19 protein-coding genes are annotated in these 26,380 nt (G+C 53.3%); 13 read left to right on the forward strand and 6 right to left on the reverse strand.

Features of this window, described 5'->3' with window-relative positions; all coding sequences use genetic code 11:
* Positions 1 to 32: 32 nt before the first annotated feature.
* A complete protein-coding gene (locus tag ACYVJQ_RS16005) occupies positions 33 to 224 on the forward strand; it encodes a hypothetical protein (RefSeq protein ID WP_460894116.1) in 192 nt (63 codons plus the stop codon).
* Between the two features lie 96 nt (positions 225 to 320).
* Here the strand turns inward: ACYVJQ_RS16005 and ACYVJQ_RS16010 are convergent, their stop codons facing one another.
* Entirely contained in the window at positions 321 to 1,397 is a 1,077-nt protein-coding gene (locus ACYVJQ_RS16010) for a hypothetical protein (RefSeq protein WP_460894117.1), read from the reverse strand.
* A gap of 33 nt (positions 1,398 to 1,430) precedes the next feature.
* On the opposite strand from ACYVJQ_RS16010, the gene ACYVJQ_RS16015 reads away from it, so the two are divergent.
* From ACYVJQ_RS16015 to ACYVJQ_RS16040, 6 genes are all read left to right on the forward strand, one after another.
* The gene (locus tag ACYVJQ_RS16015) at positions 1,431 to 1,763 is read left to right on the forward strand and encodes a 2Fe-2S iron-sulfur cluster-binding protein (protein WP_460894118.1); all 333 of its coding nucleotides are present in this window, start codon (positions 1,431 to 1,433) and stop codon (positions 1,761 to 1,763) included.
* A gap of 228 nt (positions 1,764 to 1,991) precedes the next feature.
* Entirely contained in the window at positions 1,992 to 2,585 is a 594-nt protein-coding gene (locus tag ACYVJQ_RS16020) for a thymidine kinase (protein WP_048921499.1), read from the forward strand.
* A 297-nt stretch (positions 2,586 to 2,882) separates the two neighbouring features.
* Positions 2,883 to 6,158, forward strand: coding sequence for a S41 family peptidase (locus ACYVJQ_RS16025; protein ID WP_460894119.1), 3,276 nt, complete (start codon positions 2,883 to 2,885; stop codon positions 6,156 to 6,158).
* 96 nt (positions 6,159 to 6,254) lie between these two features.
* Positions 6,255 to 6,443: a hypothetical protein gene (locus ACYVJQ_RS16030; RefSeq protein ID WP_460894120.1), complete on the forward strand. Its 189-nt coding sequence runs from the start codon at positions 6,255 to 6,257 to the stop codon at positions 6,441 to 6,443.
* A 114-nt stretch (positions 6,444 to 6,557) separates the two neighbouring features.
* Entirely contained in the window at positions 6,558 to 7,118 is a 561-nt protein-coding gene (locus tag ACYVJQ_RS16035; RefSeq protein WP_460894121.1) for a sugar O-acetyltransferase, read from the forward strand.
* A gap of 143 nt (positions 7,119 to 7,261) precedes the next feature.
* Complete coding sequence (locus tag ACYVJQ_RS16040) at positions 7,262 to 8,485, forward strand: RtcB family protein (protein WP_460894122.1); 1,224 nt, start codon at positions 7,262 to 7,264, stop codon at positions 8,483 to 8,485.
* A 285-nt stretch (positions 8,486 to 8,770) separates the two neighbouring features.
* On the opposite strand, the gene ACYVJQ_RS16045 is transcribed toward ACYVJQ_RS16040, so the two are convergent.
* From ACYVJQ_RS16045 to ACYVJQ_RS16055, 3 genes are all read right to left on the reverse strand, one after another.
* On the reverse strand, positions 8,771 to 9,886 hold the full coding sequence (locus ACYVJQ_RS16045; protein ID WP_460894123.1) for a PepSY-associated TM helix domain-containing protein: 1,116 nt from the start codon (positions 9,884 to 9,886) through the stop codon (positions 8,771 to 8,773).
* Positions 9,887 to 9,958: 72 nt separating this feature from the next.
* Positions 9,959 to 12,271: a TonB-dependent siderophore receptor gene (locus tag ACYVJQ_RS16050; RefSeq protein WP_460894124.1), complete on the reverse strand. Its 2,313-nt coding sequence runs from the start codon at positions 12,269 to 12,271 to the stop codon at positions 9,959 to 9,961.
* 109 nt (positions 12,272 to 12,380) lie between these two features.
* Positions 12,381 to 13,466 carry a mechanosensitive ion channel family protein gene (locus tag ACYVJQ_RS16055; RefSeq protein WP_460894125.1) on the reverse strand — a complete coding sequence of 362 codons (1,086 nt, stop codon included), beginning with the start codon at positions 13,464 to 13,466 and terminating at the stop codon, positions 12,381 to 12,383.
* Positions 13,467 to 13,705: 239 nt separating this feature from the next.
* Between ACYVJQ_RS16055 and ACYVJQ_RS16060 the strand changes: the two genes are divergently transcribed.
* Positions 13,706 to 15,880, forward strand: a complete 2,175-nt coding sequence (locus ACYVJQ_RS16060; protein ID WP_460894126.1) for a bifunctional alpha,alpha-trehalose-phosphate synthase (UDP-forming)/trehalose-phosphatase — start codon at positions 13,706 to 13,708, stop codon at positions 15,878 to 15,880.
* Positions 15,881 to 16,017: 137 nt separating this feature from the next.
* Here the strand turns inward: ACYVJQ_RS16060 and ACYVJQ_RS16065 are convergent, their stop codons facing one another.
* A complete protein-coding gene (locus ACYVJQ_RS16065) occupies positions 16,018 to 17,799 on the reverse strand; it encodes a glycoside hydrolase family 15 protein (protein WP_460894127.1) in 1,782 nt (593 codons plus the stop codon).
* A gap of 398 nt (positions 17,800 to 18,197) precedes the next feature.
* A complete protein-coding gene (locus tag ACYVJQ_RS16070; protein ID WP_460894128.1) occupies positions 18,198 to 19,523 on the reverse strand; it encodes a leucine-rich repeat-containing protein kinase family protein in 1,326 nt (441 codons plus the stop codon).
* A gap of 540 nt (positions 19,524 to 20,063) precedes the next feature.
* On the opposite strand from ACYVJQ_RS16070, the gene ACYVJQ_RS16075 reads away from it, so the two are divergent.
* The 5 genes from ACYVJQ_RS16075 (at position 20,064) to ACYVJQ_RS16095 (ending at position 26,299) form a co-directional block, all read left to right on the forward strand.
* Positions 20,064 to 20,819 (forward strand): phosphoadenylyl-sulfate reductase, encoded by a 756-nt coding sequence (locus tag ACYVJQ_RS16075; RefSeq protein WP_460894129.1) that lies wholly within the window; start codon positions 20,064 to 20,066, stop codon positions 20,817 to 20,819.
* A 15-nt stretch (positions 20,820 to 20,834) separates the two neighbouring features.
* Positions 20,835 to 21,743, forward strand: coding sequence for a sulfate adenylyltransferase subunit CysD (gene cysD, locus ACYVJQ_RS16080; RefSeq protein WP_460894130.1), 909 nt, complete (start codon positions 20,835 to 20,837; stop codon positions 21,741 to 21,743).
* 461 nt (positions 21,744 to 22,204) lie between these two features.
* The gene (locus tag ACYVJQ_RS16085; RefSeq protein ID WP_460894131.1) at positions 22,205 to 23,482 is read left to right on the forward strand and encodes a sulfate adenylyltransferase subunit 1; all 1,278 of its coding nucleotides are present in this window, start codon (positions 22,205 to 22,207) and stop codon (positions 23,480 to 23,482) included.
* A 273-nt stretch (positions 23,483 to 23,755) separates the two neighbouring features.
* Positions 23,756 to 24,577 carry a uroporphyrinogen-III C-methyltransferase gene (cobA, locus tag ACYVJQ_RS16090; protein WP_460894132.1) on the forward strand — a complete coding sequence of 274 codons (822 nt, stop codon included), beginning with the start codon at positions 23,756 to 23,758 and terminating at the stop codon, positions 24,575 to 24,577.
* 12 nt (positions 24,578 to 24,589) lie between these two features.
* Complete coding sequence (locus ACYVJQ_RS16095) at positions 24,590 to 26,299, forward strand: diflavin oxidoreductase (RefSeq protein WP_460894133.1); 1,710 nt, start codon at positions 24,590 to 24,592, stop codon at positions 26,297 to 26,299.
* Positions 26,300 to 26,380: the final 81 nt, after the last annotated feature.

Here is a 26,380-nt window from a genome sequence, read left to right on the forward strand (position 1 = left end):
ACCTTCTGTTTTAGCCCTTCTTTCTGAAAAACATGCCCGAAACGCATTACCGCTATCTGGGAGACCGGTACACGGACAATAGCTTGAAAGGTGCCCTCTGCGTGGCGGTCAGAACCCCGGCCGGGAAATGCATTAGGGGCAGGAACGGGGCGATGCTGGTCAGGTTTCTGGAAAATGGCCAGGCCACGGTGGTGATAGGCCGGTTACTCAGGAAAACCTCCTGAAGCACTTTTCGCCCTTAAAACGAAACGCCCGGCTCCTTTAACAGGGGCCGGGCGTTTCGTTTTGAGCCTGTTTTTAGCAAAACAGGGCCAAACTAATTACATGAACTTGCGATCAATCAATTTGGTCAGTTTCTGCACGTGTTCTTCTTTGCGGCTCCAGTTGTATTTGCTGCCCACGTCCTGCAACAGGTAATTTTTGGCGTCCTGGGAGTTTCCGTAGGCGTCCAGATCCTTGATCACGGCGTGGTAGGCCATGTTATCGCCTTCAAAGAGTTCATTGATGAAGGAGAAACGTTGGTTAATAGAGATGGCATCTTTCAGGGAACCTATCTTCTGCTCCTGGTTACGGTCTATGTACGTCACGTTACTGGGCTGCTTGAGGCGGTCGTTCAGCGTGGGCTTATGTTCTGTCTGGAAACGCGGGTTAACCATTGATTCCTCTTCGTCTTCGTCTTCCTCACGGGAGGTAGGGACGAAAGGCGGCCTGGGCTGCGGTTGGGCCGGGGCCACGAAAGTGCTCACCGCAGGGGTGGGAGTAGGGGCTGGGGCCGCAACGGGCGCCAGTAATTCTTCCGCCCGGATAGGAAGCAATTCATTGAACTTGCTTGCCAACTCCTCTAAAGACAGACGCTGGTCTTCCTGCTGGGCCAAAAACTGCTGTAGTTGGCCAGTGATCTGGCTGCGGTCCAGTTGGCCTGGGGGCAACGTAGATAGGAACTGGCGGTACAGGTCTTTGTCAATGTCCTGGTATTTGAGGGTGTCCTGCAATTTGGCGGTAGACACATCATCCAGGCGCAGGTATTTCTCCTCAAAAACGGTTGCGGGCTCCAATACCGTCCTGAACGTATCCTGAATGGCTTTCAGGAGCAAAGGCTCAAAGTGCGGACGCTTGATGGAAATCTTTCTGGACAGCACGTTCATGAACTGTACCAGGGCATCTTTCACCTCGGGGTGCTCAAAATCAAAGTACGGGCTGCGCAGGTTGGCCATTTCATGGTTCCAGAGCGTGAGCAGCTCCCTGATCATGAAAAGGTTTACCTGTTTAATGGGGGTGAAAGAGATAAGTTGCTGGGCAGTAACGTTCTCATGGTGTGCAAAGTGTTCTTCGCTGAGACGTTGGGCAAGCGCCTGGCTGTACTGTGACAGGCGTATTTGATTATATTTGTCTTTCATTGGCGGAAGCATACGCTGTAAAGATAGCGAAATATGGCCGAATTAACGGTGCAGAATCTGGGTGGAATAGTGGTTAACGTGGCAGAAGGGCAGACAGTTTTAGCGGCTTTGCACCAGGCTGGCCATGACTGGATGCATGCCTGCGGCGCCAAAGGCCGCTGCACCACCTGCCGCATGATTGTGGTGGAAGGCGCTGAGAACCTGGCCCCTGACACCGCCCCCGAAACCCGTTTCCGGAACAACGGCCGCCTCAAACCCAACGAGCGCCTCACCTGCCAGGCCCAACTCACCGGTCCCGTCACCTGCCGCGTCCCTAACCAAACGAAACTTCCGCATCTTTCTTATAATGAGAGATTGAATGATTGAGAGAGTGAGAGAATGAATGGTTGGGAAATCATGCATCAGAAGTAATTTTAAATTCTCTCACTCTCTCAATCATTCAATCATCCAATTCGCTGTGCATCAGCGAAATGGATAACTGTGTGGAAAAGTTGTGCATTAGGGAAGGGGCTGCAGCTAGTACCTTCGTTTAGATAGGAGAGAGAAATTTCATTCTCTCACTCATTCAATCTCTCAATCATTCAATAAAGTAACATGTTCATAGAACCCCGGGTGGGAAACCGCCAGCAAGCCCATAAGCGTGGTTGGATAGAAGTTATTTGCGGGTCTATGTTCTCGGGGAAGACCGAAGAATTAATCCGGCGGCTGAACCGCGCCAAGATAGCCCGGCAGCGCGTGGAGATCTTCAAGCCCGCCATTGATACCCGTTACCATGAAGAGGACGTGGTCTCCCACAACGCCACCTCTATCAGGTCAACCCCCATCCAGTTCGCCAATGACATGCTCCTGCTGGGCAGCGGCTGCGACGTGGTGGGCGTGGACGAGGCCCAGTTCTTTGATGAGGCCATCACCGAAGTCTGCGTGCAGTTGGCCAACTCTGGCGTTCGCGTGATTGTGGCTGGCCTGGACATGGATTACCTGGGCAAACCCTTCGGGGCCATGCCTGCCCTCATGGGCGTAGCCGAATATGTGACCAAAGTCCACGCCATCTGCGTGCAGTGCGGTGAAATCGCCTCCTACTCCTTCAGAAATGCCGCCTCCCAGGAGAAAGTCCTGCTGGGCGAAACCGATTCCTATGAAGCCCGCTGCCGCCACTGCTTCCAGGAAGGCATGAAAGGAAAGCTTTAAGAAGAAGTTCTGAGTTCTGAGCGAGTCAAAAGCCGTTTTGAGGCCGTTTTCAGGAAAACGGCCTCAAAACGGCTTTTTGTTTTTTCTCGAAAGAACATTTACGCTGCTGCCCTCTTTTTGCGTCCCCCTTTGAGGGGGTAGGGGGATGACATACTCGTGTAGAACTATTGGTTTCCAGCCTGTTTTCTCAAAAACACCTCTGAAACGCAAATCTGCTTTTTGCACCAGTAGCCGCTTGAAAACATACAATCTTTCCCTACATTTAGTAATCCAATCTAACAAACAATAGCTTACATCATGAAAAAGAGGTTTTTAGCCGCTCTGGCCATCTGCTGTGCAAGCAGTCTGGGGTTGAGTGCGCAAACCCAAACCCCGCTCTGGATGACCACGCCGGCCATTTCGCCAGACGGCCAAACCATTGTCTTCAGCTACAAAGGCGACCTATACCGGGTAGCCGCCGCAGGCGGAACCGCCACGCCCCTCACCATGCACGAAGGCTACGAGTATATGCCTGTCTGGTCCCCGGACGGCAAGCAGTTGGCCTACGCCTCAGACCGCCACGGCAACTTTGACGTGTTCGTGATGCCCGCGCAGGGCGGCGAGTCCAAGCGTTTGACGTTTAACTCCTCCGGAGACTTGCCATCAGACTTCTCTGCGGATGGCAAAAACGTGTTGTTCACGGCGGCCAGGCTAGATGCGGCCAGCAACTCCATGTTCCCATCAGGGGCGTTCCCGGAGTTGTACAGCGTGCCGGTAAACGGCGGCAAGAACAGCATGGTTTTGACCACGCCCGCCGAGGCCGCCCGCTATAGCCCCGCTGGGGACGTGATTGTGTACCAGGACCGCAAAGGACCGGAGAATGCCCTGCGCAAGCACCATGTGTCCTCCATCACCCGTGATGTCTGGGCCTATAACACCAAAACCAAGCAGCACACCAAGCTCACGGATAATACCGGCGAAGACCGTCAGCCCATGGTGGCCGCCAATGGCCAGGACGTGTATTACCTGAGCGAACAGGCCAATGGCACGTTCAACGTGCGCAAGATGAGCCTGCAGAACCCGAAGCAGAGCACGGCCATCACCAACTTCACCAAGCACCCGGTGCGGCATTTAAGCGGTTCTAAAGATGGCGTGCTGTCCTTCACCTACAACGGCGAAATCTATACCCAAAAGCCGGGCGCACAGCCCCAGAAAGTAGCCATTCAGCTGTATTCAGACATTAGAGCCAACCAGGAAACCGTGTTGCCCATTTCTGGCGGCATGACCGAAATGGAGGTATCGCCCAATGGCAAAGAGGTAGTATTTGTGAACCGCGGCGAGGTGTTTGTGTCTTCTGTGGAGGGCGGCATCACCAAGCGTATCACCAACACGCCAGAGCAGGAGCGGAGCGTGAGCTTCTCGCCAGACGGCCGAAAGATTCTGTACGCCGGCGAGCGCAACGGCAGCTGGAACGTGTATGAAACCAGCATCGCGCGGGCCAATGAGCCTTATTTCTACGCGTCTACCATTCTCAAGGAAGACGTGGTCATCGCCAATCCTAAAGTAGAGGAATTCCAACCGACCTATTCGCCAGACGGCAAAGAGGTGGCGTTTTTGGAGGACCGCGTGAAGCTGCGCGTGGTCAACAAAGCCAATAAGCAGGTGCGCGATATCATGACCACTGCCAACAACTACTCCTACTCAGACGGCGACCAGTACTATGAGTGGTCCCCGGACGGCAAGTGGTTCTTGGTGCAATACAACCAGCCCAAGCAATGGATCAGCGAGGTAGGTTTGGTGTCTGCCACAGGTAACGGCAGCATCCGTAACCTGACCCAGAGCGGCTACTATGAGAATGGCCCGCAATGGATGATGGGCGGCAAGATGATCATCTACTACTCTAACCGCGAGGGCCTGCGGGGCAACGGGAACAACTCGGGTACCGGAGATATTTATGCGCTGTTCACCACCCAGGACGCCTTTGACCGTTTCAAACTCAGCAAAGATGATTATAACCTGCTGGAAGACCTGGAAAAACGCGAAACCGAAGCCCGAGGCCAGGCGGAGAAAGCTGAGCCCAAGGGCAAAGGCAAGAAAGGCGACGCGCCAAAAACGGCCGCTCCGGCGGGTATGACCATTGAGCTGGACAACCTGGCTTACCGCAAAGTCCGCCTCACGGGTACGTCTTCAGATATTTCAGATGCGGTGGTTTCCGCTAAAGGAGACCGGCTGTTTTATTTGACCCGCTTTGAGAAAGGCTATGACCTGTGGGTGACCAACCTTCGCGACAATGACACCAAACTGCTGGCCAAACTAGGCGCCCGCGGTGGGGAGATGACCATGAGCAAAGACGGTAAAAACCTGTTCGTGCTCACCGAAGGCAAAATCCTGAAGCTGGACACCGAGAACGGCAAACAGGAAACGCTCAAGGTAAACGGCGAGATGAACCTGAACGCCGCCGCCGAACGCGCCTATATGTATGACCACGTCATTAGGCAGTTAGAGCAAAAATTCTACGTAACTGATCTGCACGGCGTAGACTGGAAAGCCAACACCGAGAATTACCGTCAGTTCCTTCCGCACATCGCCAACAACTATGACTTTGCTGATGTGCTAAGCGAGATGCTAGGTGAATTGAACGCCTCTCATACCGGTGGCCGTTACAGCCACCGCGCCACCAACCCAGATGCTACCGCCTCGCTTGGTTTGTTCTTTGAGGAGCAGTACAATGGCCGTGGCCTCAAGGTGAAGGAAGTGGTGAACATGAGTCCGTTTGACCGTGCCAGCTCCAAGGTGAAACCCGGCGTGATCATTGAGATGATTGACGGCCAGGCCATTGAGGAGAATACCGATCTGGACCAACTCCTGAACCGCAAATCTGGCAAGTACACCCTGGTTTCTCTGTATGACGAGAAAACCAAACAGCGCTGGGAAGAAACCGTGAAGCCTATCAACGCCGGTGAGCTAAACGAATTGCTGTATAACCGCTGGGTAGAAAACCGTAGAAAAGAAGTGGATCGCTTGTCTAACGGCCGGTTGGGCTACGTGCACATTCGCGGCATGAACGATGCCAGCTACCGCACGGTCTATGAAGACGCGCTGGGCAAGAATGCAGGCAAGGAAGCCCTCATTGTAGACACCCGGTCCAACGGCGGCGGAAACCTGCATGATGACCTCATCAGCTTCCTGAATACCAAACGCTACGCCGAGTTTATCCCTAGGAACCAGCACCTCTCAGATGAGCCGCGCAACAAATGGACGAAGCCCTCTATCCTGGTCATGAACGAGAGCAACTACTCAGACGCGCACATCTTCCCGATGCTCTACAAAGAACTGGGTCTGGGCAAGACTGTGGGCATGCCCGTGGCTGGCACCGGTACTTTTGTGTGGTGGGAAACGTTGATTGATCCTACCATGGTCTTCGGGATTCCGCAGATTGGCTACCGCACCTTGAAGGGTGGCAAGTTCCTGGAGAACACCCAACTGGAGCCAGACTACTTGGTGGCCAATGAACCAGCCCTCGCCGCCCAAGGCCGCGACCAGCAACTGGAGAAAGCGGTAGAGGTTCTGTTAAAGGATCTGCCTAAGAACTAACGTACTCCATACTTCCAAAGAAAGCCCCGCCAACTATGGCGGGGCTTTTCTACTTTTAAGGTCTTTTGGAAATAACAGGCTAGAAACTACACGTGCATGGAAATAGATTGGGAAAACGTCATTTGGGGAATAGTTTTAATTCTTATCGGGAGCATGTCTTTATTAATTTGGCATTCAGGTGAAAAGAAACTCAGGGCGCAGCTCACCACCAAAAATGTTCACTTAGTTGCTGGTGGGGTAATGGGAATAGGATTTGGGGTATACTATTTACTCAAAACCATTTGAATGGGAGTTTCCAGCCTGTTTTTCTAAAATAGGGCCCAAACTGGAGATAGCTTCCATGCTTCCACTCGCCTTATAGACGCGCTCCACAACTAAAAAAATCTCTAACTGAAGACCATGACTGAAAAAGAGAAAATGCTCTCCGGAGCGTTGTACAATGCTTTAGACAAACAGCTTTCAGAAGAAAGAGTGCAGGCCAGAAGGTACCTTAAAGCATTGAATGAATCTCCGGAAGATAAACCCCAGGAAAGAGCTAGAATCCTGAAGGCCTTGCTCCCGCAGACTGGCGAAGAAGTTTGGATACAGCCTCCGTTTTACTGTGACTACGGTACCAATATTACCCTGGGCGACAAAGTGTTTTTCAACTTCAATTGCGTGCTGCTGGATGTAATGCCCATCACCATTGGCAATAGAACCCTTCTGGGGCCAAACGTGCAGATTTATACGGCCATGCACCCCATGAACCATCAGGAAAGGGCCACAGGGCTTGAGTTCGCAAAACCTATTTCCATTGGCGAGGACGTATGGCTGGGCGGTAGCGTAGTGGTATGTCCCGGCGTGACCATAGGCGACCGTAGCGTGATTGGAGCCGGCAGCGTGGTCACCAAAGACATTCCTGCTGATGTGTTTGCCGCCGGAAATCCCTGCCGGGTGATCAGGTCCCTGAAACAAGACTAGATCCTATGCCTCGGCCTCGCCAGGGGCAAAAAAATTTGGCAATAGGTTGGCCCCAATTTCCCGTTTTAAGCCTGTTTTTTCAAAAACTGCCCTAAAACACACTTGCATTTTTGCGTATAGCCTAAGCCACCAACTCAAATGCTATGGCTATTGTGCTGAACAACATCACCGTTTTTGGGGAAGAGATCATTGACCAAGGCGCCATTGACCAGATTAAGCGCTGCGTAAGCGAAGAAGACATTGGCGTACTCACCGCCGATGCCCATTACGGCTACGCGCACCCCATTGGCGGCGCGGTGGCCTACAAGAACCATGTGTCCCTCTCTGGGGTGGGGTTTGACATTGGCTGCGGCAACAAGGCCGTCCGCACAGATCTGCTGGCCCAGGACGTAGACATTGCCCGCATCATGAACCAGATCGTGCGCAGCATCGGCTTCGGGGTGGGGCGGCCAAACCCTAAACCCATAGACCACCCCGTACTGGACCATATCGGCAAAGCCGATTTCAAGCCCCAGCGCGAACTCAAAAAACTGGCTGCCGAGCAACTAGGCACCGTAGGCAGCGGAAACCATTTCATTGACCTGTTTGAGGACGAGGAAGGCTACCTCTGGATTGGCGTGCACTTCGGGTCCAGGGGCTTCGGGCACCGCACGGCCACCGGGTTTATTGCCATGTCACAGGGCCTCGGTTTCTTTGACAAAGCCAAGGAAGGCCCCATGGATGGCCCGCCCATCTTGTTTGATATAAAGTCAGCCTTGGGCCAGGACTACATTGCCGCCATGTCTCTGGCCGGCGAGTACGCCTATGCAGGCCGCGATGTGGTGGTAGAGAAAGTACTGCAGATACTGGGCGCCAAGTCAACGGAGATGATTCATAACCACCACAACTTCGCGTGGTTTGAACGGCACCAGGGCGAAGACTACTGGGTGGTACGCAAAGGCTGCACCCCGGCGTTCCCCGGGCAGAAGGGCTTTATTGGGGCCAACATGTCTGACAACTCGGTGATTATAGAAGGCGTGGAAAGTGAGCTTTCTGTTAGGGGGCTGTACTCTACGGTGCACGGCGCTGGCCGCCTGCTCAGCCGCAGGGCTGCCGCCGGCAAAACCAAATGGATGCGAGACAAGAACGGCGTAAAGCGCAAAACGGTAGTGTCTAAGGGGCTGGTAGATTTTGACGCCGTGCAGCAGCGCATGAAAGAGAAAGGCATTGAATTGCGCGGCGCCGGCGCCGATGAAGCCCCCGAGGCCTACAAGAAACTGGAGGAAGTCTTGAAGTACCAGGGCAATACCATACGCGTGCTGCACACTTTAAAACCGCTGGGCGTGGCCATGGCTGGGGAAGATGTGTATGACCCGTACAAGGATTGAGTTGGGGTATGAGGCAGGTATTGCTGCTTTTGAGGCTAGCGCCTCACGGAAGTTGAAAACTTCCGCCCATGGTAGGTCCAAGTTGAAAACTTGAACCAGAGAAGGTTTTTGCACTTTCTCACTTCCTTTCCAGCAACCGCTCACTTCTTCCCCTTTGTTATATATTCTCTCACTCCCTCTTTATCATCCTGAAAGGACCTTGTGGGCGAACTTGATAGGCAGAAGCTGAATGCATGTAATACGTTTTAAGCCCGTTTTTCCAAAAACAGGCTCAAAACAGATACGTTACGCCACGCTCAACTGAAGCTTTTTCTTCTTCTGTTTGTTGCGCCAGATCACAAACCCAGACACCCACAGAAAGGCCGGCAGGAAGCCCAAAATGAACCAGAGTACCCGTGTCACATAACCGCCTATCTCCCCGAAGTGGAAAGGGATAAACCAGTTCCGCAAAAGTCTGTTGCCTAGTGGAGCCTTATGCGGGTCAAACTGGAAAAGCACCTGGCCGCTGTACTGGTCCAGATAGACCATGGGGCGCAATTCTGGGCCGGCGCCCACGGTGGCGTCTTCTACATAGGTGAAGAAGAGATGTCCGGTGCTGTCTTTGGGCATGGCCATGCTGCGCTTGGGCAGGGTAGGGTAGAAGCGGTTCATCAGGGCCAACGCCTGTTCTACGGTAAGGGCTGGGGCGTCCAAGGCGTACACAGATTTCAGCTTCTTGGCTTCGGGGAGGCGTTCTTTGGTGGCGGTGACCTGGTTCACGGCGGTTTGCATGCCTTCAGGAAACGCGAAGTAGGCGCCGGTGATGGCCATGAAGAAAAGCGGCAAGGCCACGTAGAAACCGGTTACGTTGTGCAGGTCATAAGCGCGGCGCTTGGGCCCGGCGTTGGGTTTGTAGCGTAGCCCATCACGTAGCAACCGCTTCTTGCGCGGGTACCAGAGGTACAGACCGGTAGAGAGCAGCACAAATGTCATTAATAAAGCGCAGGTACCCGTAATGGTGGAGCCGGTCTCACCCATGGTCAGTTGGCGGTGCAGTTCCAAAATACCTTCAAATACGCCCCGCCGAGCCTTCATCTCACCCAAAAACTGGCCGGTATGCAGGTCATAGTACAGCCACTCTTTCTTGTCTTTGAGCTTTACTTGGTAATTCTCCAGTTCGCGGGTAGGAAAGTTGAGCGTGGCCAAGGGGCTGTTGAACTGGGCCTCGGCTTTCTTGACTACCTCCAGGGCCGGGAACGCCGGGCCGCTGTTCTGGGTCTGGTACAGGTCTGCATACAATAGGGCCGTGAGTTCGGGCTGGAATACATACAAAGAACCCGTGATGCCCACTACAGACAACACGGCGCCGCAAACCAATCCCACCCACAGGTGTACTAAAACCAGAAGTTGCCTTAGCCTCATAAAATCAAAACGCCAGCCTTTCAACACAGAATATGCCGGAAGGCTGGCGCCGTAAAAGTAGTGGAAGTTACCTTAAAAGTTCACGCCTACGGTACCAATAATGGTACGGGGGGCACCTGGCATAATGGCCGTAGCCGATTGTGCACCGTCATAGTAATGCTCATCTGTGAGGTTCTTGCCGTTCACGCTAATGTTAAAGCGCTTGATGCGGTAGAAAACGGTGGCGTCTACTTTAGTGTAACCCGGTAATCTAAAGCTATCGGTGGCATCACCGGGGCGTGACTGCACCGAGGTGAAACCGCCCCCGAAGCCCAGGCCTTTCAACAGACCTTTCTGCAGTTCATAGGTGCTCCAGAAGGTGAAGTTATGCGGGCTTACGTTCTGGAAACGGGTGCCTTTAGGCGTAGAACCGTCAGAGCTTACCTTGGCGTTTATGTAGCTATAAGTGGCAATGGTATTTAGGCCGGGCAACACTTCGCCGGTCACGTCTACTTCCATGCCTTCGCTTATGATCTCTCCAATCTGGATCTTGAAGTTGATGTCTCTGGGGTCAGCGGCAGAAACGTTGCTTTTCTTGATTTTGAAGTAGCTGGTAGTCAGGTTAAGGCGGTCCTGGAATAGGCCTAACTTAACACCGCCTTCTCTCTGTGTGGTGGTCAAAGGATCAAAGGTGTCGCCCTCCAGGGTGCGGCCAATCTCGGTCTGGAAACCGGTAGAGAAGTTGGCAAACACAGAAAGCGGGCCGTACAATTCATATAAAACACCTACACGGGGGTTAAAGGCGTAATTCTTCTGCTCCACGGTGTTTTTGCCTAAGTAATCTTCAGAGTGGTAGTCAAAGATGTCATAGCGGCCGCCCAGTAATAGGTTCAGGCGCTGCCGAATGGTAATGAAATCCTGCACGTAGAAACCATAGTTACGGGTGCGGTCCTGGTAATCCTGGGAGGTAGCCAGTTTATCTACGGGCTTAGGTTTGCTGCTGTACACGGGGTTGTAGATGTCCAGCACGTCATAGGCGGCGCGCTTCACGTTCAGGTCCAGCAGGAAAGAGCTGTACTCTACGCCAGCCACGGTGCGGTGCTGAATCTGGTCGCCGGTGGTAAAGCGGCCGTACAGTTCGTTCTGGGTGGCAAAGTAGCGCTCAAAGTAATATTGGTCCTGGTAGCGACGGTTAATGAGGCGGTCAGAGTTTTTGACCAGCGTGGTCTGCTCTACCAGTTTGCGGGTTTCGGTGCCGTAGTTGAAGTTGGCGGCGTGGCGCAGGCTCCAGGTGTCATTGAGTTTATGCAGCAAGTTGTACTGCACAAAGCGGTTCTGGTAGAAAGAATAGTTGTCTGGTTCGCCTAAGCTACGGCTGCGGGGCACATCGGCAATTTTGCCGTTCACCGCAAAAATACCGCGGTCTGAGGGTTGGTTATGGTTCAATAGCTCGGCCTCTACGCTCAGGGTGGTGTTAGGCGAGAAGTCATAGGTGATAGACGGTGCCACAAAATAGCGCTTAGTCTTCATGAAGTCTCTAAAGCTCTCGTTGCGCTCATATACGCCGTTAAAGCGGTATTTCAAGGCCTTGCTTTCGCCAATAGTGCCGCCCAGATCTACGGCGGGTCTGATCAGGCCAAAGTTATTGGCGGTCAGTTGCAGGGATTGGAAGGTATAGGCGGTAGGTTTTTTAGTGGTGATGTTGATGAGTCCGCCGGGGTCACTGACGCCATACAGCACGGAGGCCGGGCCTTTCATGACTTCAATCTGCTGCACGTTGGCGCTCTCACGGTAGGTACGGGCCGGGTTTCTAAAGCCGTTCTTGAAGATGCTGTTCTGGTCGGTTCTGAAGCCTCTTATCTGGAAAATATCTGTTCTGCTGCCAAAGCCGGTTTCCACCGACACGCCACTTACGTTACGCATGGCGTCTTCAATCTTCACTACCTGCAACTGGTCCAGCGCCCGGCGGGAAATCACCTGCACCGACTGCGGTACCGTGCGCAGGGCGGCTTCCATTTTGGTGGCGGTGGTGCCTTCGCGCTCCAGGTAATTGCCGCTGCGGTTACCGGTAACCTCTACTTCAGACAGCGTAAAATCTGAGGTGTTGAGGCGCATATACAAAGGCGTGGATTGCCCCGCCTGAATGGTCACCGGCTGCCGGAGAGATTCATAGCCAATACCGGTGGCCTGCAAGGTATAGTTACCAGCAGGCACGTTCCTGATCACGAATTTGCCTTCGTCATCGGTGGTGCTCCCCAGGGTAGTGCCTTCCAGTCCCACGCTAATGCCGGGCAGGGCTTCGCCTTTCAAGGATTGGATGCGGCCTTCCACGCGACCGTTGGTCTGAGCGAATAGAAGGAAGGGGAGGGAAAGGAAAAGAAGGCAGAGTAAAAAGGACCTGTTCATAGAATTTAGGCAGCAGCTTATTTAGACTAAATCAAAACTGATACAAAGCTAGGAGCAGGAGAATAAGAAACAAAGATTGTTTAGAAAAAATCTAAATAGATGATAAAGATCATCCTTCTGAGGCAGCCGGCGTGGTAGTGCGGGTTTGCGGCAGGCAGTGTGGGTAATGCTGCTGCACGTAAGAGATGAGTTTTTCCCGTACCCAGCAGCGTAAGTCGAAAGCGCTGGAAGAATCCTGGGCGCTTACCAGAATCCTGATCTCCAGGGTGCGCTCCTTGGCCTCGGTTACCTGCAGGACCGCTACCCGGCCGTCCCAGAGGTGGTTCTCCGGTAAGATGCGGTTCAGCTCGGTGCGCAGTTCCTCTAAGGGGGCGGTGTAGTCCAGGTGCAGAAAGACGCTGCCCAGCAGTTCGGTGGTGGTGCGGGTCCAGTTCTGAAACGGCTTTTCCATAAAGTAATTGAGGGGCAGAATGAGCCGGCGCTGGTCCCAGATGCGCAGCACCACATAGGTAAGGGTGATTTCCTCTACCCGGCCCCACTCGTTCTCCACTACCAGCACGTCATCAATCCTGATAGGCTGGGTAAAGGCAATCTGGAAGCCCGCCAGTAAGTTGGCCAGTGACCGCTGGGCGGCAAAGCCAATGATCACGCCCGCAATCCCCGCCGAGGTGATCAGACCCGTTCCAATTTTCCTGACCGTAGGGAAGCTCATCAGGACCAAGGCGGCCGTGAAAAACACGATCAAAATGATCACGATCTTTTTGATGAACTGCAGTTGCGTGAACAGCTTCCGCTCCTTAAAGTTATCGGCTTTGTCTAGTTGGTACTTATGCCGGAGTCTGCTTTGCACCACATATACCCAGCCAATCAAGAGCCAGGCAAAAGAACAGGTGAGGCTTATCTCTACAATGCGGCGTAGCACCTCAAACCCATAAGGGGCCAGCGGCACCAGCGGCAACACCATGGCCAGCACCAAAAGCGGCAGGAAATAGGAGAGGGGCCGGTTTACATAGGTGAGCACCGCCTGTAGCCAGACCTTAGGGTAACGGCGGTTGTACAGCGCCACTGATCTGATGATCAGAAACTTAAAAAGGAGCCCTATCAGCAGGCCGCCTACTATAATGGCTACTCCTTTAAAAAATATTGGCAGGTGGTCTTGAATGACATGGATGATGTCTTCTATCATATTCCTCATAAAAAAAGCAAGGCAGGTTTCCCCTAGTCTGTGGCAGCAGAGAAAGGGTGCGTCTTTGCTTTGGAACGGGTTTGGGCCCTTTTGGTTGATATTGTACTATGTGGAGAGTTGTAAACTTATCAGGTAGGAAAGGAGTAAATGAAAGCACGGAAGGGGCTGATGTTACGCAGATTTTCTTGTTTGGCCACGGTGCAAATGGCTTTTGCCCACCTTCCTAGTTTCCACCAAAAATAGAAACCATGCCTAAAACCATCATCATCTCAAACCGGCTTCCTATTAAAGTGCAACGAACCGAAGGAGACCTGGTGTATGAGACAAGTGAAGGCGGGTTGGCTACCGGGTTAGGCTCTATCTACAAGCAAGGCGACAACCTCTGGATTGGCTGGCCCGGCATTTATTTTGAGAATGAGGCAGAAGAAAAGCAAGTGCATGATGACTTGTCTAAACAGAGCATGCTGCCCGTCTTCCTCACCGAGACTGAAATACGGGATTACTATGAAGGGTTCAGCAATGAAACCCTGTGGCCTACTTTTCACTACTTCAGCCAGTACGCCGTGTATGAAGACGCCTTTTGGCAGGCCTACCAGACGGTGAACCAGAAATTCTGCGCTGCCGTCATGGAAGCTGCCGAACCCGGTGACACCATCTGGATCCATGACTACCAACTTTTGCTGCTGCCGGCCCTCCTGCGGGAAGAATTGCCCCAAAGCAGCATTGGGTTTTTCCAGCACATTCCGTTCCCTTCTTTTGAGGTGTTCAGGCTGCTGCCCTGGCGGGAGCAGATTCTCAAAGGCATGCTGGGCGCCGACCTGATCGGTTTCCATACCTATGATGATGCCCGCCACTTTCTTTCCTCGGTGAGTCGCATTGTGGGCCTTAATACGGCACAGGGCTTAATTGACAACGGCTACCGCCACATCATGGTAGACGCCTTCCCCATGGGGATAGATGATAAGAAGTACGCCAGCCTGGCCCAGTCTGCTGAAACCAAAGTTAAGATAGACGAATACCGCGCCGCCCTGCCAGACCAGAAGATTGTGCTCTCCATAGACCGGCTAGATTACTCCAAAGGCATTCCGCAGCGGTTGCAGGCCTATGAACTGTTCCTGAAGGAATACCCTGAGTTTCTGGGCAAAGTCACGCTTTTCATGCTGGTGGTGCCCTCCCGGGACCAGGTGGAGAAATACCGGCAGTTGAAGGAAACCATTGATGAATTGGTGGGCCGTATCAACAGCTCTTACCGCACCATCACCTGGAACCCCATCCAATATTTCTACCGGTCATTCCCCATTGAGGAGCTCTCCGCGCTGTATTGCGTGGCAGACATTGCCCTGGTTACGCCCATGCGCGATGGCATGAACCTGGTCTGCAAAGAATTCATTGCCAGTAAACTAGACCATAAAGGGGTTTTGATTTTAAGTGAGATGGCCGGTGCCTCGCGTGAGCTGGCAGATGCCATCCTTATCAACCCTAATGATCTGGGCCAGATAGTGCGGTCCCTGCACGAGGCCCTTACCATGCCCGAGGACGAACAGATGCTGCGCATGGAACACATGCAGGATTTAGTGCGCCGCTACAACATTCACCACTGGGTGGAAATATTTATGAACCGATTGGAATACATAAAGATGAAGCAATTATCCATGGCCACGGAGTACCTTTCTACCGAAGAAAGCACCCAGTTGGTAGAGACTTTCAAGAAAGCAAAACAGCGTATGTTATTCCTGGACTATGACGGCACGCTCACGTCCTTCAAAAAAGACCCTACGCACGCATTCCCAGACGATGAACTGCTGGAGATTCTCCGGTGTCTGGCCCAGGACCCCAAAAACCGGCTGGTGATTGTGAGCGGCCGTGACCGGAACACGCTGCACAAATGGCTGGGGCACCTACCCGTAGATTTTATTGCCGAACATGGCGTTTGGCTCAAGAAGCGTGACGGCGATTGGGAAATGATCCAGCACCTCAGTGACGCCTGGAAGACCGAGGTACGGCCCATCATGGAACTGCACGTAAGCCGTACCCCCGGTTCATTTATTGAGGAGAAAGACTTCTCGCTGGTCTGGCACTACCGCAAGGTGGACCCCACCCTAGCCGAACTGCGGGCCCGTGAGCTGAGTAATTACCTTATGTTCATGGCCGCCAACATCAACCTGCAAGTCATGGAAGGCGATAAAATTGTAGAGGTGAAGAACGTGGAGGTAAACAAAGGCATTGGCACTACCCGCTGGGTGGAGCAGTTTCCCCATGACCTTATCCTGTGCATAGGCGATGACCGCACCGATGAAGACATGTTCAGCGTAATGCCCGAGGACGCCTTCACCATTAAAGTAGGCAATGCCCGTTCGCACGCCCGTTTCAGCTTGGACAACAGCCAGGAAGTAAGAAAACTGCTGCACTCCCTGTGTGAGTAGATCCCATAAACAGCTGTTTCTGTTTTGGGCCTGTTTTTCCAAAAACAGGCCCAAAACAGAAAACCTTCTAAAAGCAGAAAGGCCCGCAACTTGCGGGCCTTTCTGCTTTTGTAAAGAAATTAACGCTAACTAGTTTCTTACAAAAATGAGGGTCTATCCAGGCGGTTAGAGATGCGGTAGGCGGCGTTCAGCAAACCCACGTGGCTGTAAGCCTGCGGGAAATTGCCCCACTGACTGCCGTCTTTGGAGTCTACGTCTTCGCTGAGCAGGCCCAGGTGGTTGGTGTATTTGAGAATGTTCTCAAACTCGGCCACGGCCTCGTCAATACGGCCCACGCAGGCCAGCGCCTCAATGTACCAGAACGCACAGATCAGGAACGTGCTTTGCGGCACCCCAAAATCATCGGCGTGTTTGTAGCGGTAGAAAAGACCTTCGGGGGTTTTCAGTTCACGCTCCATGGCCGCCAGGTGTGACTTGGCCAGGTCTGAGGCCGGGTCAATGTAGTGCATCATGATCAATTGCAAGGTGCTGGCATCCAGGTGGTTCTTGCCAATGGCCTGGGTATACACCCCGCGCTGCGGGTCAAAGCACTCCTCAATTTTGCTGGCAGCCTCCTGCATGAGCTCGGTGGCCAGGTGGGCCATCTGGTCATCGCCCATGTAGCGGGCGGCGTTGCGGGCAGCCGAGGCCCCGGCCCAATGGAACAGGTAGGTATAGCAGTGGAACTGGGCAAAATCACGGAACTCCCACAAACCGGCATCGGGCTCATGCATGGTCTGCTTTATTTTCTGCAGGGTCTTGTAGATCAGCTTCTGGGAGTCAATGCGCTCGGCGTCATTGAAGCGGCGGTCTACGTACAGCGGCAACAGGGCCACCAGAATCTGGCCATACACGTCGTTCTGGATGTGGGTGTAGGCGTCATTGCCAATGCGCACGGGCTTGTTGCCCAGGTATCCGTCCAGGTCCATCTCAATCTCGGTGAGCTGGCTTTGCCCGCTAATAGAGTACAGCGGCTGGTAGCGCTGCGTGTCTTTGGCCGTAATGTTGGCAATGAAATGGAAATAGCGCTCCATCTCCTCAAAGTGCCCAATGTTATTGAACGCGTTAAGAATGTAGTAGGTGTCGCGCATCCAGCAGAAGCGGTAGTCCCAGTTTCGGCCGCTGCCGGGGTGCTCCGGTAAACTGGTGGTAGGCGAGGCAATGATAGCCCCGGTGTCTTCGTATTGATGGATCTTGAGGGCCAATGCGCTCCTGATTACCTGCTCCTGGTGGAACGTGCTGATGCTGGTGTTCTTCACCCACATGCGCCAATAACGGGTGGTCTGGCTCAGGAATTCCTCGGCGGTGTTCTGCAGGTTGGCCTCTAGCGGTGCACCGTAAGTCAGGACAAAGTAAAGCGTCTCGTTCAGGACAAAGTACTGGTCTTCCAGAATGTAGCTCAAAGAGGCATTGGTGGTCAGGCGCACTTCTTCGTCCAGGCCCAGAAAAGCGATGTGGTTGCTGCTGCGTCTTCTTTTTAGTTCCAGCTCGCCGTACTTGCCCATGGGTCGGCAGGTAGCTTTTATGCGCGGCGTGCCGGACAGCGGCTCTACTTTTCTAATGATCATGAGCGGCTTGAAATACCGTTGGTGCTGCCGGAAACGGGGGGCCACATCGGTTACCCGGTAAGACCCTTGCTCACAGGTAATTTCAGTGCAGAGGATGTTGGTGTTCTCTTTGTAGTATTGGTGCGAGGTGAACTGGTCCGCGTCTGGCTTCACAGAGAACTCGCCGCCCTTCTGCCGGTCCATGAGCGGCCCGAAGATAAAGCTGCTGTCAAAGCGGGGCCAGCAGAGCCATTCAATGTTAGTGTCTTTGTGGATGAGCGCTAGATAGGCACAGTTGCCAATCAGGCCCATGTCATAGGTATGTTTTGCCATACAGGTTTTTTCGGGCACCGGGATTGCCTGCCGCTGCCAGATGTACCATGTACCGTTTTGCCGGTATGGAGGTTACTGATTTTTTGAAGGCGGAAGAAAGAACAATCCGTTTTAGGCCTGTTTTCCTGAAAACGGGCTTAAAACGGAAGGCAAATTTGCAGGAGACCTTTTCTGTAATTTAAGAAGAAGTAGATCGCCGCCGCTTTCTGGCTTTTAGGTGCCTGAACAGAAATGCCAAGGCATTTTTCCTTTTGTCATCCTGGAAGGATCTAGGTGGCGAACGGTAAAGACTTCTGCTCAAAGCTTTTCAAGTTGTCCTGCAAAGTCCTTCCAAAATGACCATAGAAAGGTTGAATTTATCTTACTACTAATCTTGGTTCTTCGGCTTGCCGCCGGAATTATTCTGCTTTAGAAATAGCGGCTAATTGATCCATAATGCTGCTGAAGTTGGGCCGGGTGAACGCCTCTGGTTGCAGGCAGGAATTCTTCAGCTGCAAAAGGCGTTGGGCCACCTCTTGTTCTGCGGCTGAAGGATGGAAATGATCCAGTAAATCTTCCAGCAGATAGCCGTAGGCCCGCACTTCCAGGCGCTCCAGTACAGCGGCTTCGGGGGCTGTTTTGTCATACAGCGTAGCGGCCCCAAAGTCCCCGAAGAGGGCGTGGGCGTTTTCATCCACCAAGGTGTTGTGCGCATACAAATCGCCGTGCAGAATACCTTGGGCATGCAGATGCGCGGCCGCTGAGGCAATACCTGCAGCGATAGATAAAACCTCTCGCCGCGTGAAGTTGGTGCCTTGGGGGAAGGTATCACGGGTGCAGGTAGCAAAGCTGGGTGGACCGCCCAAGTTGCGGTAGCCAGTGGGTATGAGGTCCAGAACCAGCCCCTGTTTCTGTTCTGGATGATCTGTGATGGTGCCCAGCACCTGCACCAGGTTAGGGTGGGGACCAGCGGCCATACAAGCCATAATCTCATCCTCAGGGAGGCCATCACTGGTGACTTCGCCTTTGAATACTTTCACGGCTACCTGTTGGTTAGCTGCGCCAGACAATGGGGTTTGCCAATGCGCCCGGGAAATTACGCCCGAGGCCCCTTCGCCCAATTGTTCCTCTAACTCCAGGCTTGACCAAGGAATTGCTGGTAGGCTGTGCGGGGTTTTGATTTTCTGGCTGAACGGATTACCGGCAAAAGCCAGCCACGACAGACGCGGCAGGGAGAAAAGCCAGTCCGGCAGTTGGGTCAGCTTATTAGCTGAGATACGCAACAGCTCCAGATTCTGGCAGTGGGCTAGGGCTTCTGGCAAGTGGGTGAGGCGGTTGCCGGCCAGCATGAGTTTCTGCAGGCGGGTGCATTTGCCAATGGAGGCAGGCAAAGCAGTGATCTGGTTGTTGGTCAAAATCAGCCAGCGGGTGGCAACGGGAATGGCCTCTTCGGGAATGTGCTGCAGTTGACAGGCCTTGAACCCGATCATCTCCAGCTGCGGGCACTGCCCCAGCACCGCCGGGAAATGCGTAAAGTCATTGTCTGAGAAGAACGTGATTTTCAGGTTCTTAAGGCGGGCAAAGTCTGCAGGCAGCTGCGTCAATCGGTTGCCAGACAAGTCCAGAATCTCCAAGGTATCTGCCAGGTCTAGTATCTCTTCGGGGAAATGGGTAAGTCCGCAAGACAGTTTTAAGCGGGTGCTTCCCTTTAACTCGCCGGCCAACAGTTGCTCCAAAGTTTGCATATGCACAGATTTCTAAAAGCCCAAAGGTAGCCATTGCGGGGCAAAGAGGAAGGCAGGAGGTTTTAACTATTCAGGTGAAAGTACTCTCTTGCCTTAAAGAAACTTGGCTTGTTTGGGGTAGAAACAGGATAGGGTAAGGCAGCCGGCAGGAGTGTTTTGGGATGGTAAAAACCTGGTTTTACCCTCTTTTTAGAAAAATGGGCTTAGAACAGAACAGCGTGGCTTGTGAATACGTTAACACTTTTGCTAATAAAGTATGAGATATGAAAGCAACCGTGATTTTAGTTGTTGAATTTTTATTTTAAATCTCTACTAAATTGATAGAGAAAATTTGGTTTAAAAGAATCGGTTCCTATCTTTGCCATCATCTTAACAGCCAGATAAAGACTACATGGTCTATTCTTCCCACATAAAGCGAATGCGCTTCTGCTGTTGCAGCCCCTGCTGCTGTTGTTGCTAAGAAACTGGCAGCCTATTTCTTGTTGTGCCCTTGGGGTACACCTTTCCTTATTTTCTTTTCATACTTCCTATTTTCTTGCCATGGCCTCTTCGCAAAAAGAGCATGTGTCTCAACTTATCCAGGAGACAGAAGGATTCACCCTAGACCAGGCGCTGGCTTTTCTGGCCGACCGCTACCCGGGCCAGGTGACCTTTTCCTCCAGCTTCAGTTTTGAAGACCAGGTGATCTCGCACCAGATTCTGGAAACCGGGCTGCTCATCAGCCTTTTCACGCTGGACACTGGCCGCCTTTTCCCTGAGACCTATTCGGTGTGGAACAAGACCAATGATGCCTACAATACCCGCATCAGGGCCTATTACCCCAATAATGAATTGCTGGAGGAGTTTGTGCACGCCAAAGGGCCCAACGCCTTTTATGAATCTACCCAGAACCGCAAAGACTGTTGCTTCATTAGAAAGGTGGAGCCGCTTAAAAGGGCGCTGGCGGGTAATGCCGTGTGGGTAACGGGCCTCAGGGCCGAGCACTCCCCAGGCCGCGGCGACCTCCCCGCCTTTGAGTGGGATGAAGGCAACCAGCTCATCAAGTTCCATCCGCTGTTGCATTGGTCTACGGAAGAGGTGATGGCCTTTATCAAGCAGCACAACATCCCTTACAACCACCTGCATGACAAAGGCTTTATCTCTATTGGGTGCGCACCTTGTACCCGAGCCATCCAGCCCGGTGAGGACTTTAGGGCCGGCCGGTGGTGGTGGGAAGACAGCAGTAAAAAAGAGTGCGGCTTGCACGTGACCGAGCAGGAGCCCGGGGTTGCCAACTCATTAGCCAAAATTGTTTAGAAAGATACTTAGCGTATGCGTTCCTATAAATTAGATTACCTAGACCAATTAGAATCAGAAGCGATTCACATTTTCAGAGAAGTAGCGGGGCAGTTTGAGCGCCCGGCCCTTCTGTTTTCAGGCGGAAAAGATTCCATTGTACTGGTGCATCTGGCACTTAAGGCGTTCAGACCCGGTAAATTGCCTTTCCCCTTGGTGCACATAGACACCGGTCACAATTTCCAGGAAGCCCTTGATTTCAGAGATTACCTGGCCGCCACCCTGGGCGAAAAGCTGATTGTGCGCAACGTGGAAGACACCATCAAAGCCAAGGGTCTTACCGAACAGAAAGGCAAACTGCCCAGCCGCAACGGCCTACAGACCTACACCCTGTTAGACACCATTGAAGAGTTTGAATTTGACGCCTGCATCGGAGGGGCCCGTCGCGATGAGGAGAAAGCCCGCGCCAAAGAACGTATCTTCTCCGTGCGCGACGAGTTCGGCTCCTGGGATCCCAAGCTGCAGCGCCCCGAACTCTGGAACACCTACAACGGCAAGATCCAGAAAGGCGAAAACGTGCGCGTGTTCCCCATCAGTAACTGGACCGAGCTGGACATCTGGAACTACATCCGGCGAGAGAACATTCAGCTGCCTTCTATCTACTTTGCGCATGAGCGCGAGGTGCTGGAGTTTGAAGGCCGCTTGGTAGCCACCAATGAGTTTGTGCAACTGCACCACACTGATGTGGTGACCCGCAAGACCGTACGCTACCGCACCGTAGGCGACATGACCTGTACTGCCGCCGTTGAGTCCAGCGCCTCCACCTTAGATGACATCATCAACGAGATCATCGCCACCAACACCAGCGAGCGCGGCCAAACCCGCATAGATGACCGCGTCTCTGAAGCCGCCATGGAAGACCGGAAGAAGAACGGGTACTTTTAGGCATTGAGTGAATGAGTGATGGAGTGAATGAGAGAATATTTAGCTCCACCTTTCTCTCTTCTGTCATCCTTCTCCTTTCCTCTGTCATCCTGAAAGGAACTTGTGGGCGAACGGTAGTAGCATTTACTACAACGCTCTCCTAATTCCATCGCTGTTTGGGAGTTCCACTCCCGAACTAAACAGCCGGGGAGTGGAACTCCCCGGTGACCACGAACAAAAGCGGCAGAAGAAGGGGAGTTCCACTCCCCAACCAAATACTTCCAGAGTGGAACTCCGGAAGAGCATAGAGAGCATAGGAAAGTAGATTGCCAAACAGTAAAAATGATCTCGGCGCAGCCGATATTAAATATAAAACGAGTGCTTCAGCCAAAAGCCCAAACCTGTTTTGAGCCTGTTTTCCCCAAAACACCCTTAAAACAGAAACTGGACCCAGAACTCAAGACTCAGAACTCATTTCAAAAATGGACATCTTAAGATTTTTAACCGCCGGAAGCGTTGATGATGGCAAAAGTACCTTGATTGGCCGCCTGCTTTATGACAGCAAGTCTATCATGGTGGACCAGCTGGAAGCCATTGAGCGCAGCACCAAAAACCGCGAGGAAGGTCAGATTGACCTGGCCCTATTAACCGACGGCCTGCGGGCGGAGCGGGAGCAGGGCATCACCATTGACGTGGCCTACAAGTACTTCTCCACGCCCAAGCGAAAGTTCATCATTGCCGATGCGCCGGGCCACATCCAGTACACCCGCAACATGGTGACCGGGGCGTCTAACTCAGACCTGGCCATTATTTTGATTGATGCCCGCCACGGGGTGGTGGAGCAGACCCGCCGGCACTCCATTATTGTTTCTTTGCTCAACCTGCCGCACGTGGTGGTGGCCGTGAACAAGATGGACCTGGTCAACTACTCGCAGAACGTGTTCAATGACATTGTGATTGACTACGCGCAGGTGGCTAAATCTTTGGGCCTCAAAAACGTGTCTTACATTCCCATCAGTGCCCTCAACGGCGACAACATTGTGGAGAAATCTGCTTCGCTGGGTTGGTACGACGGTGACTCCCTGCTGGGCCTTTTGGAGAGCGTGGAGGTGCACGAAGACATCAACCTGTCTGAAGGCCGTTTCCCGGTGCAGTACGTGATCAGGCCGCAGACCGAGGAACTGCCTGATTACCGGGGATACGCCGGCAAGATCATCAGCGGCATTTACCGCAAAGGTGATAAAGTGGTGGTGCAGCCGTCGGGCGTAGAAAGCACCATTGCTGCAGTAGAGGTGGCCGGGGCTGAGGTGGAAGAAGCCTTCGCGCCGCAGAGCGCCGTGCTGCACTTAGCAGACGATGTGGACATTAGCCGTGGCGATGTGATTGTGCAGAAAGAGGCGCCGGTAGAAGTGGCCCAGGAGTTTGACGTGGTCTTGTGCTGGATGAGCAACACGCCACTGGTCCCCCGCAACAAATACCTGCTCCAGATCAACAGCCGCACCGTGCGCTGCGTGGTGAAAGAACTGGAGTATAAACTCAACGTGAACACCCTGGAGAAAGAGGCATCCCCAGCATCGGCGGGGCTTAATGACGTGGTCAAGGCTACCATCAAAACGGCATCGCCAATCCCTTTTGACTCTTACAAGAAACTAAGGGCCAACGGCGGCGCCATCTTAATTGATGAAACCAGCAACGTAACGGTGGGCGCCTGTATGATTGACTCCGTGGCCAGTGAGAAACCCTTTTGGCCTGAAATCTAAAAAATAGCCTTAAAACAGCCGTTTTATATTCACCTCGCCTGTCTGTTTTACCTTTTATAAGCCTCTGGTTATGAGGTAAAAGGCAAAAACCGAAAGCGGAGGAGGGAACCCTACAACCTTTTGCATCCGCTGTCGGTGATTTTCTCCGGTGCCAGGTGCCAGCTTTTGAACCTCTGTTTTGAGCCTATTTTTCAGAAAACGGCCCCAAAACAGAAACGCTCCTTCAGCCAAACATGCCCAGTTCCTAAAGGGAAATGGTAAAACAACAGAACAATGAGTAAGGACCAGACAAGAGGGAAAGTGATCATTGCCGGCGCCGGCCCCGGCGACCCGGACCTGATCACGGTCAAGACGGTGAAAGCCCTGGCCCAGGCCGAGGTGATTCTGGTAGACCGGTTGGTAAGTGAAGAGATTCTGCACCGCTACGCCGCACCCACCGCGCAGATTGTGTACGTGGGCAAACAGTGCCGCAGCTACGGTACCACCCCGCAGGCCACTATCAATGAACTGTTGGTGGAGTTCGGGTTGCTGGGCAAGCAGGTGGTGCGCCTAAAGGGCGGCGATGTCTCCATTTTCTCCAACGTGCTGGATGAGTTGCAGGCCCTGGTGGCGCATGAGATTCCCTATGAGATCATACCGGGCATTACGGCAGCGTTGGGCGCGGCGGCCTATGCGGGCATTCCGCTTACGGCGCGGCAACATTCCACCGCCGTGCGGTTTCTCACCTTCTACACCTACAGCAAACTCACCGACGGCTACTGGCAGGAACTGGCCAACACGGAAGACACGCTGGTGTTCTACATGAGCAATGAGCGCCTAAGTGAGGTAGTGGAGAAACTGACCCGCCACGGCATTTCTGCCGAAAAACAACTGGCCGTGGTAGAACAGGCCACCACACCTTTGCAGCACGTGCACGTGAGCAGCCTGTATGAGTTTACCCAGAACCTGGGGGATAAGACGTTTGTGTCGCCCTCTTTGGTGATCATAGGCAAAGTGGTGAACCTGCACCAGGAGTTCAAGTGGTTCACCAACAATCCAAGTAGAGAATATTACTTCAAGCCGGTCTCTGAACAAGTCAGCTTGGTCTTACAATAATTAGTGATTGCCATGTTAGCAGAAGTAAAATTAAAGACCCTTTTGACCCTCATCAGTCAGTCTACCAATGAAGAGTTGATCTGGATGAGCGGGTACCTGTCGGGGCATATTTCCCAGGGAACCTCACTGCCAGAGGCTGCCCCAGAAGTGGCCGCCGCCAAGCCAGTAGCGGGCCGCGTGACCATTGCCTACGGCACCGAGACCGGTAACTCCAAGCGGGTAGCCACTGAGTTTGCCAGTAAAGCCAAGAAAACGGGCCTCAATACCCGCGTGGTCAGCCTGGACCAGTACCGCCTCAATGACCTGGAGAAGGAGGAATACTTCCTGGCCGTGGTAAGCACCCAAGGCGAAGGGGAGCCCCCCGCAGCGGCCCAGAAATTCTATGACCATATTCACCAAACGGAGACCAAACTAAGCAAGCTCAAGTACAGCGTGCTGGCCTTAGGCGATACTTCGTACCCGCTGTTCTGCAAGGCCGGCGAAGACGTAGACACCCAACTGCAACGCCTGGGCGGCAACCGCATCACCCCCATCCAGAAATGCGATGTGGACTTTGAAGACGAGGCCAACGCCTGGCTGCAGAGCGTGCTGCAGGCCCTTACCACCTCGGCGCCAGCCGCGGCCCCTGCCCAGGTAAACGGCGCGCCAGTAGCCAAGAAAGCCGGTAAGAAAACCTACACCGGTACCGTGCTCACCAACCTGCTGCTGAATGACACCGGTTCCCGGAAGAAAACACACCATATAGAGATTGCCGCCGAGGAGCTGGAATACGAGCCCGGCGATGCGTTGGGCGTGGTACCTGTGAACAGACCAGCTACGGTAGCCGCTATCTTGAAACTAGCGGAGCTTGCCCCGGAGGCGCCTATTGGGTTTAGGAACAACACCTACCCCGCGCAGGAACTGCTTTCCTCTAAGCTGAGCGTGACCTACCTGCCAGAGCGGGTAGTGAAACAGTACGCCCAGGTGGTAGGGCAAAATATTCCCGCCACCAGAATAGACCTGCTGGACCTGCTAAAGATCTACCCGGTAAAAGACACCGAGCAGTTCAAGGAAGTACTTCAGATTCTGGAGCCTATCACGCCCCGTCTGTATTCTATCTCTTCCTCTCTGGAGGCTTTTGACGGCGAGATTCACCTGACGGTGGCCCGTGACGAGTTCCGGGTGAACGAGGAGGAACTGTGCGGCCACTGCTCAGATTATTTATCTGAGTTGCCGGTAGATACCCAGTTTGAGTTCTACATCCATAAAAACCACCAGTTCAAGCTGCCGGCGCCAGAGAAAGACATTATCATGGTTGGGCCGGGCACCGGCGTAGCCCCGTTCCGGGCGTTTTTGGCGCACCGGGACGCCACCGGCGCCGAGGGCCGCAACTGGCTCTTCTTCGGGGACCAGCACTTCGCCACCGACTTCCTGTACCAAACCGAAATCCAGAACTGGGCCGAAACCGGCGTCCTGACTAAGGTGAACGTGGCTTTCTCGCGTGACCAAAAAGAGAAGGTGTACGTGCAGCACAAGATGCTGCAAAACGCCGCGGCAGTGTATGAGTGGATCAGTTCAGGGGCCTATTTCTATGTCTGCGGGGCCAAAGAACCCATGAGCGTAGACGTGGAGAATACCCTGCTCCAGATCATCGCTGAGCAAGGCGGTCTCTCCGCCCAAGACGCGCACGGCTTCCTGGACAAACTCAAAGAAGAAGGCCGCTACCTTAAGGATGTGTACTAGGATCAACTAGATCTTCACGCATGACATCCCCTGTAGAGAGGACCCAGAAGTAGTTAAAAATGAAACCTGTTTTGGGCCTGT

The sequence above is a fragment of the Rufibacter soli genome, assembly GCF_054781795.1.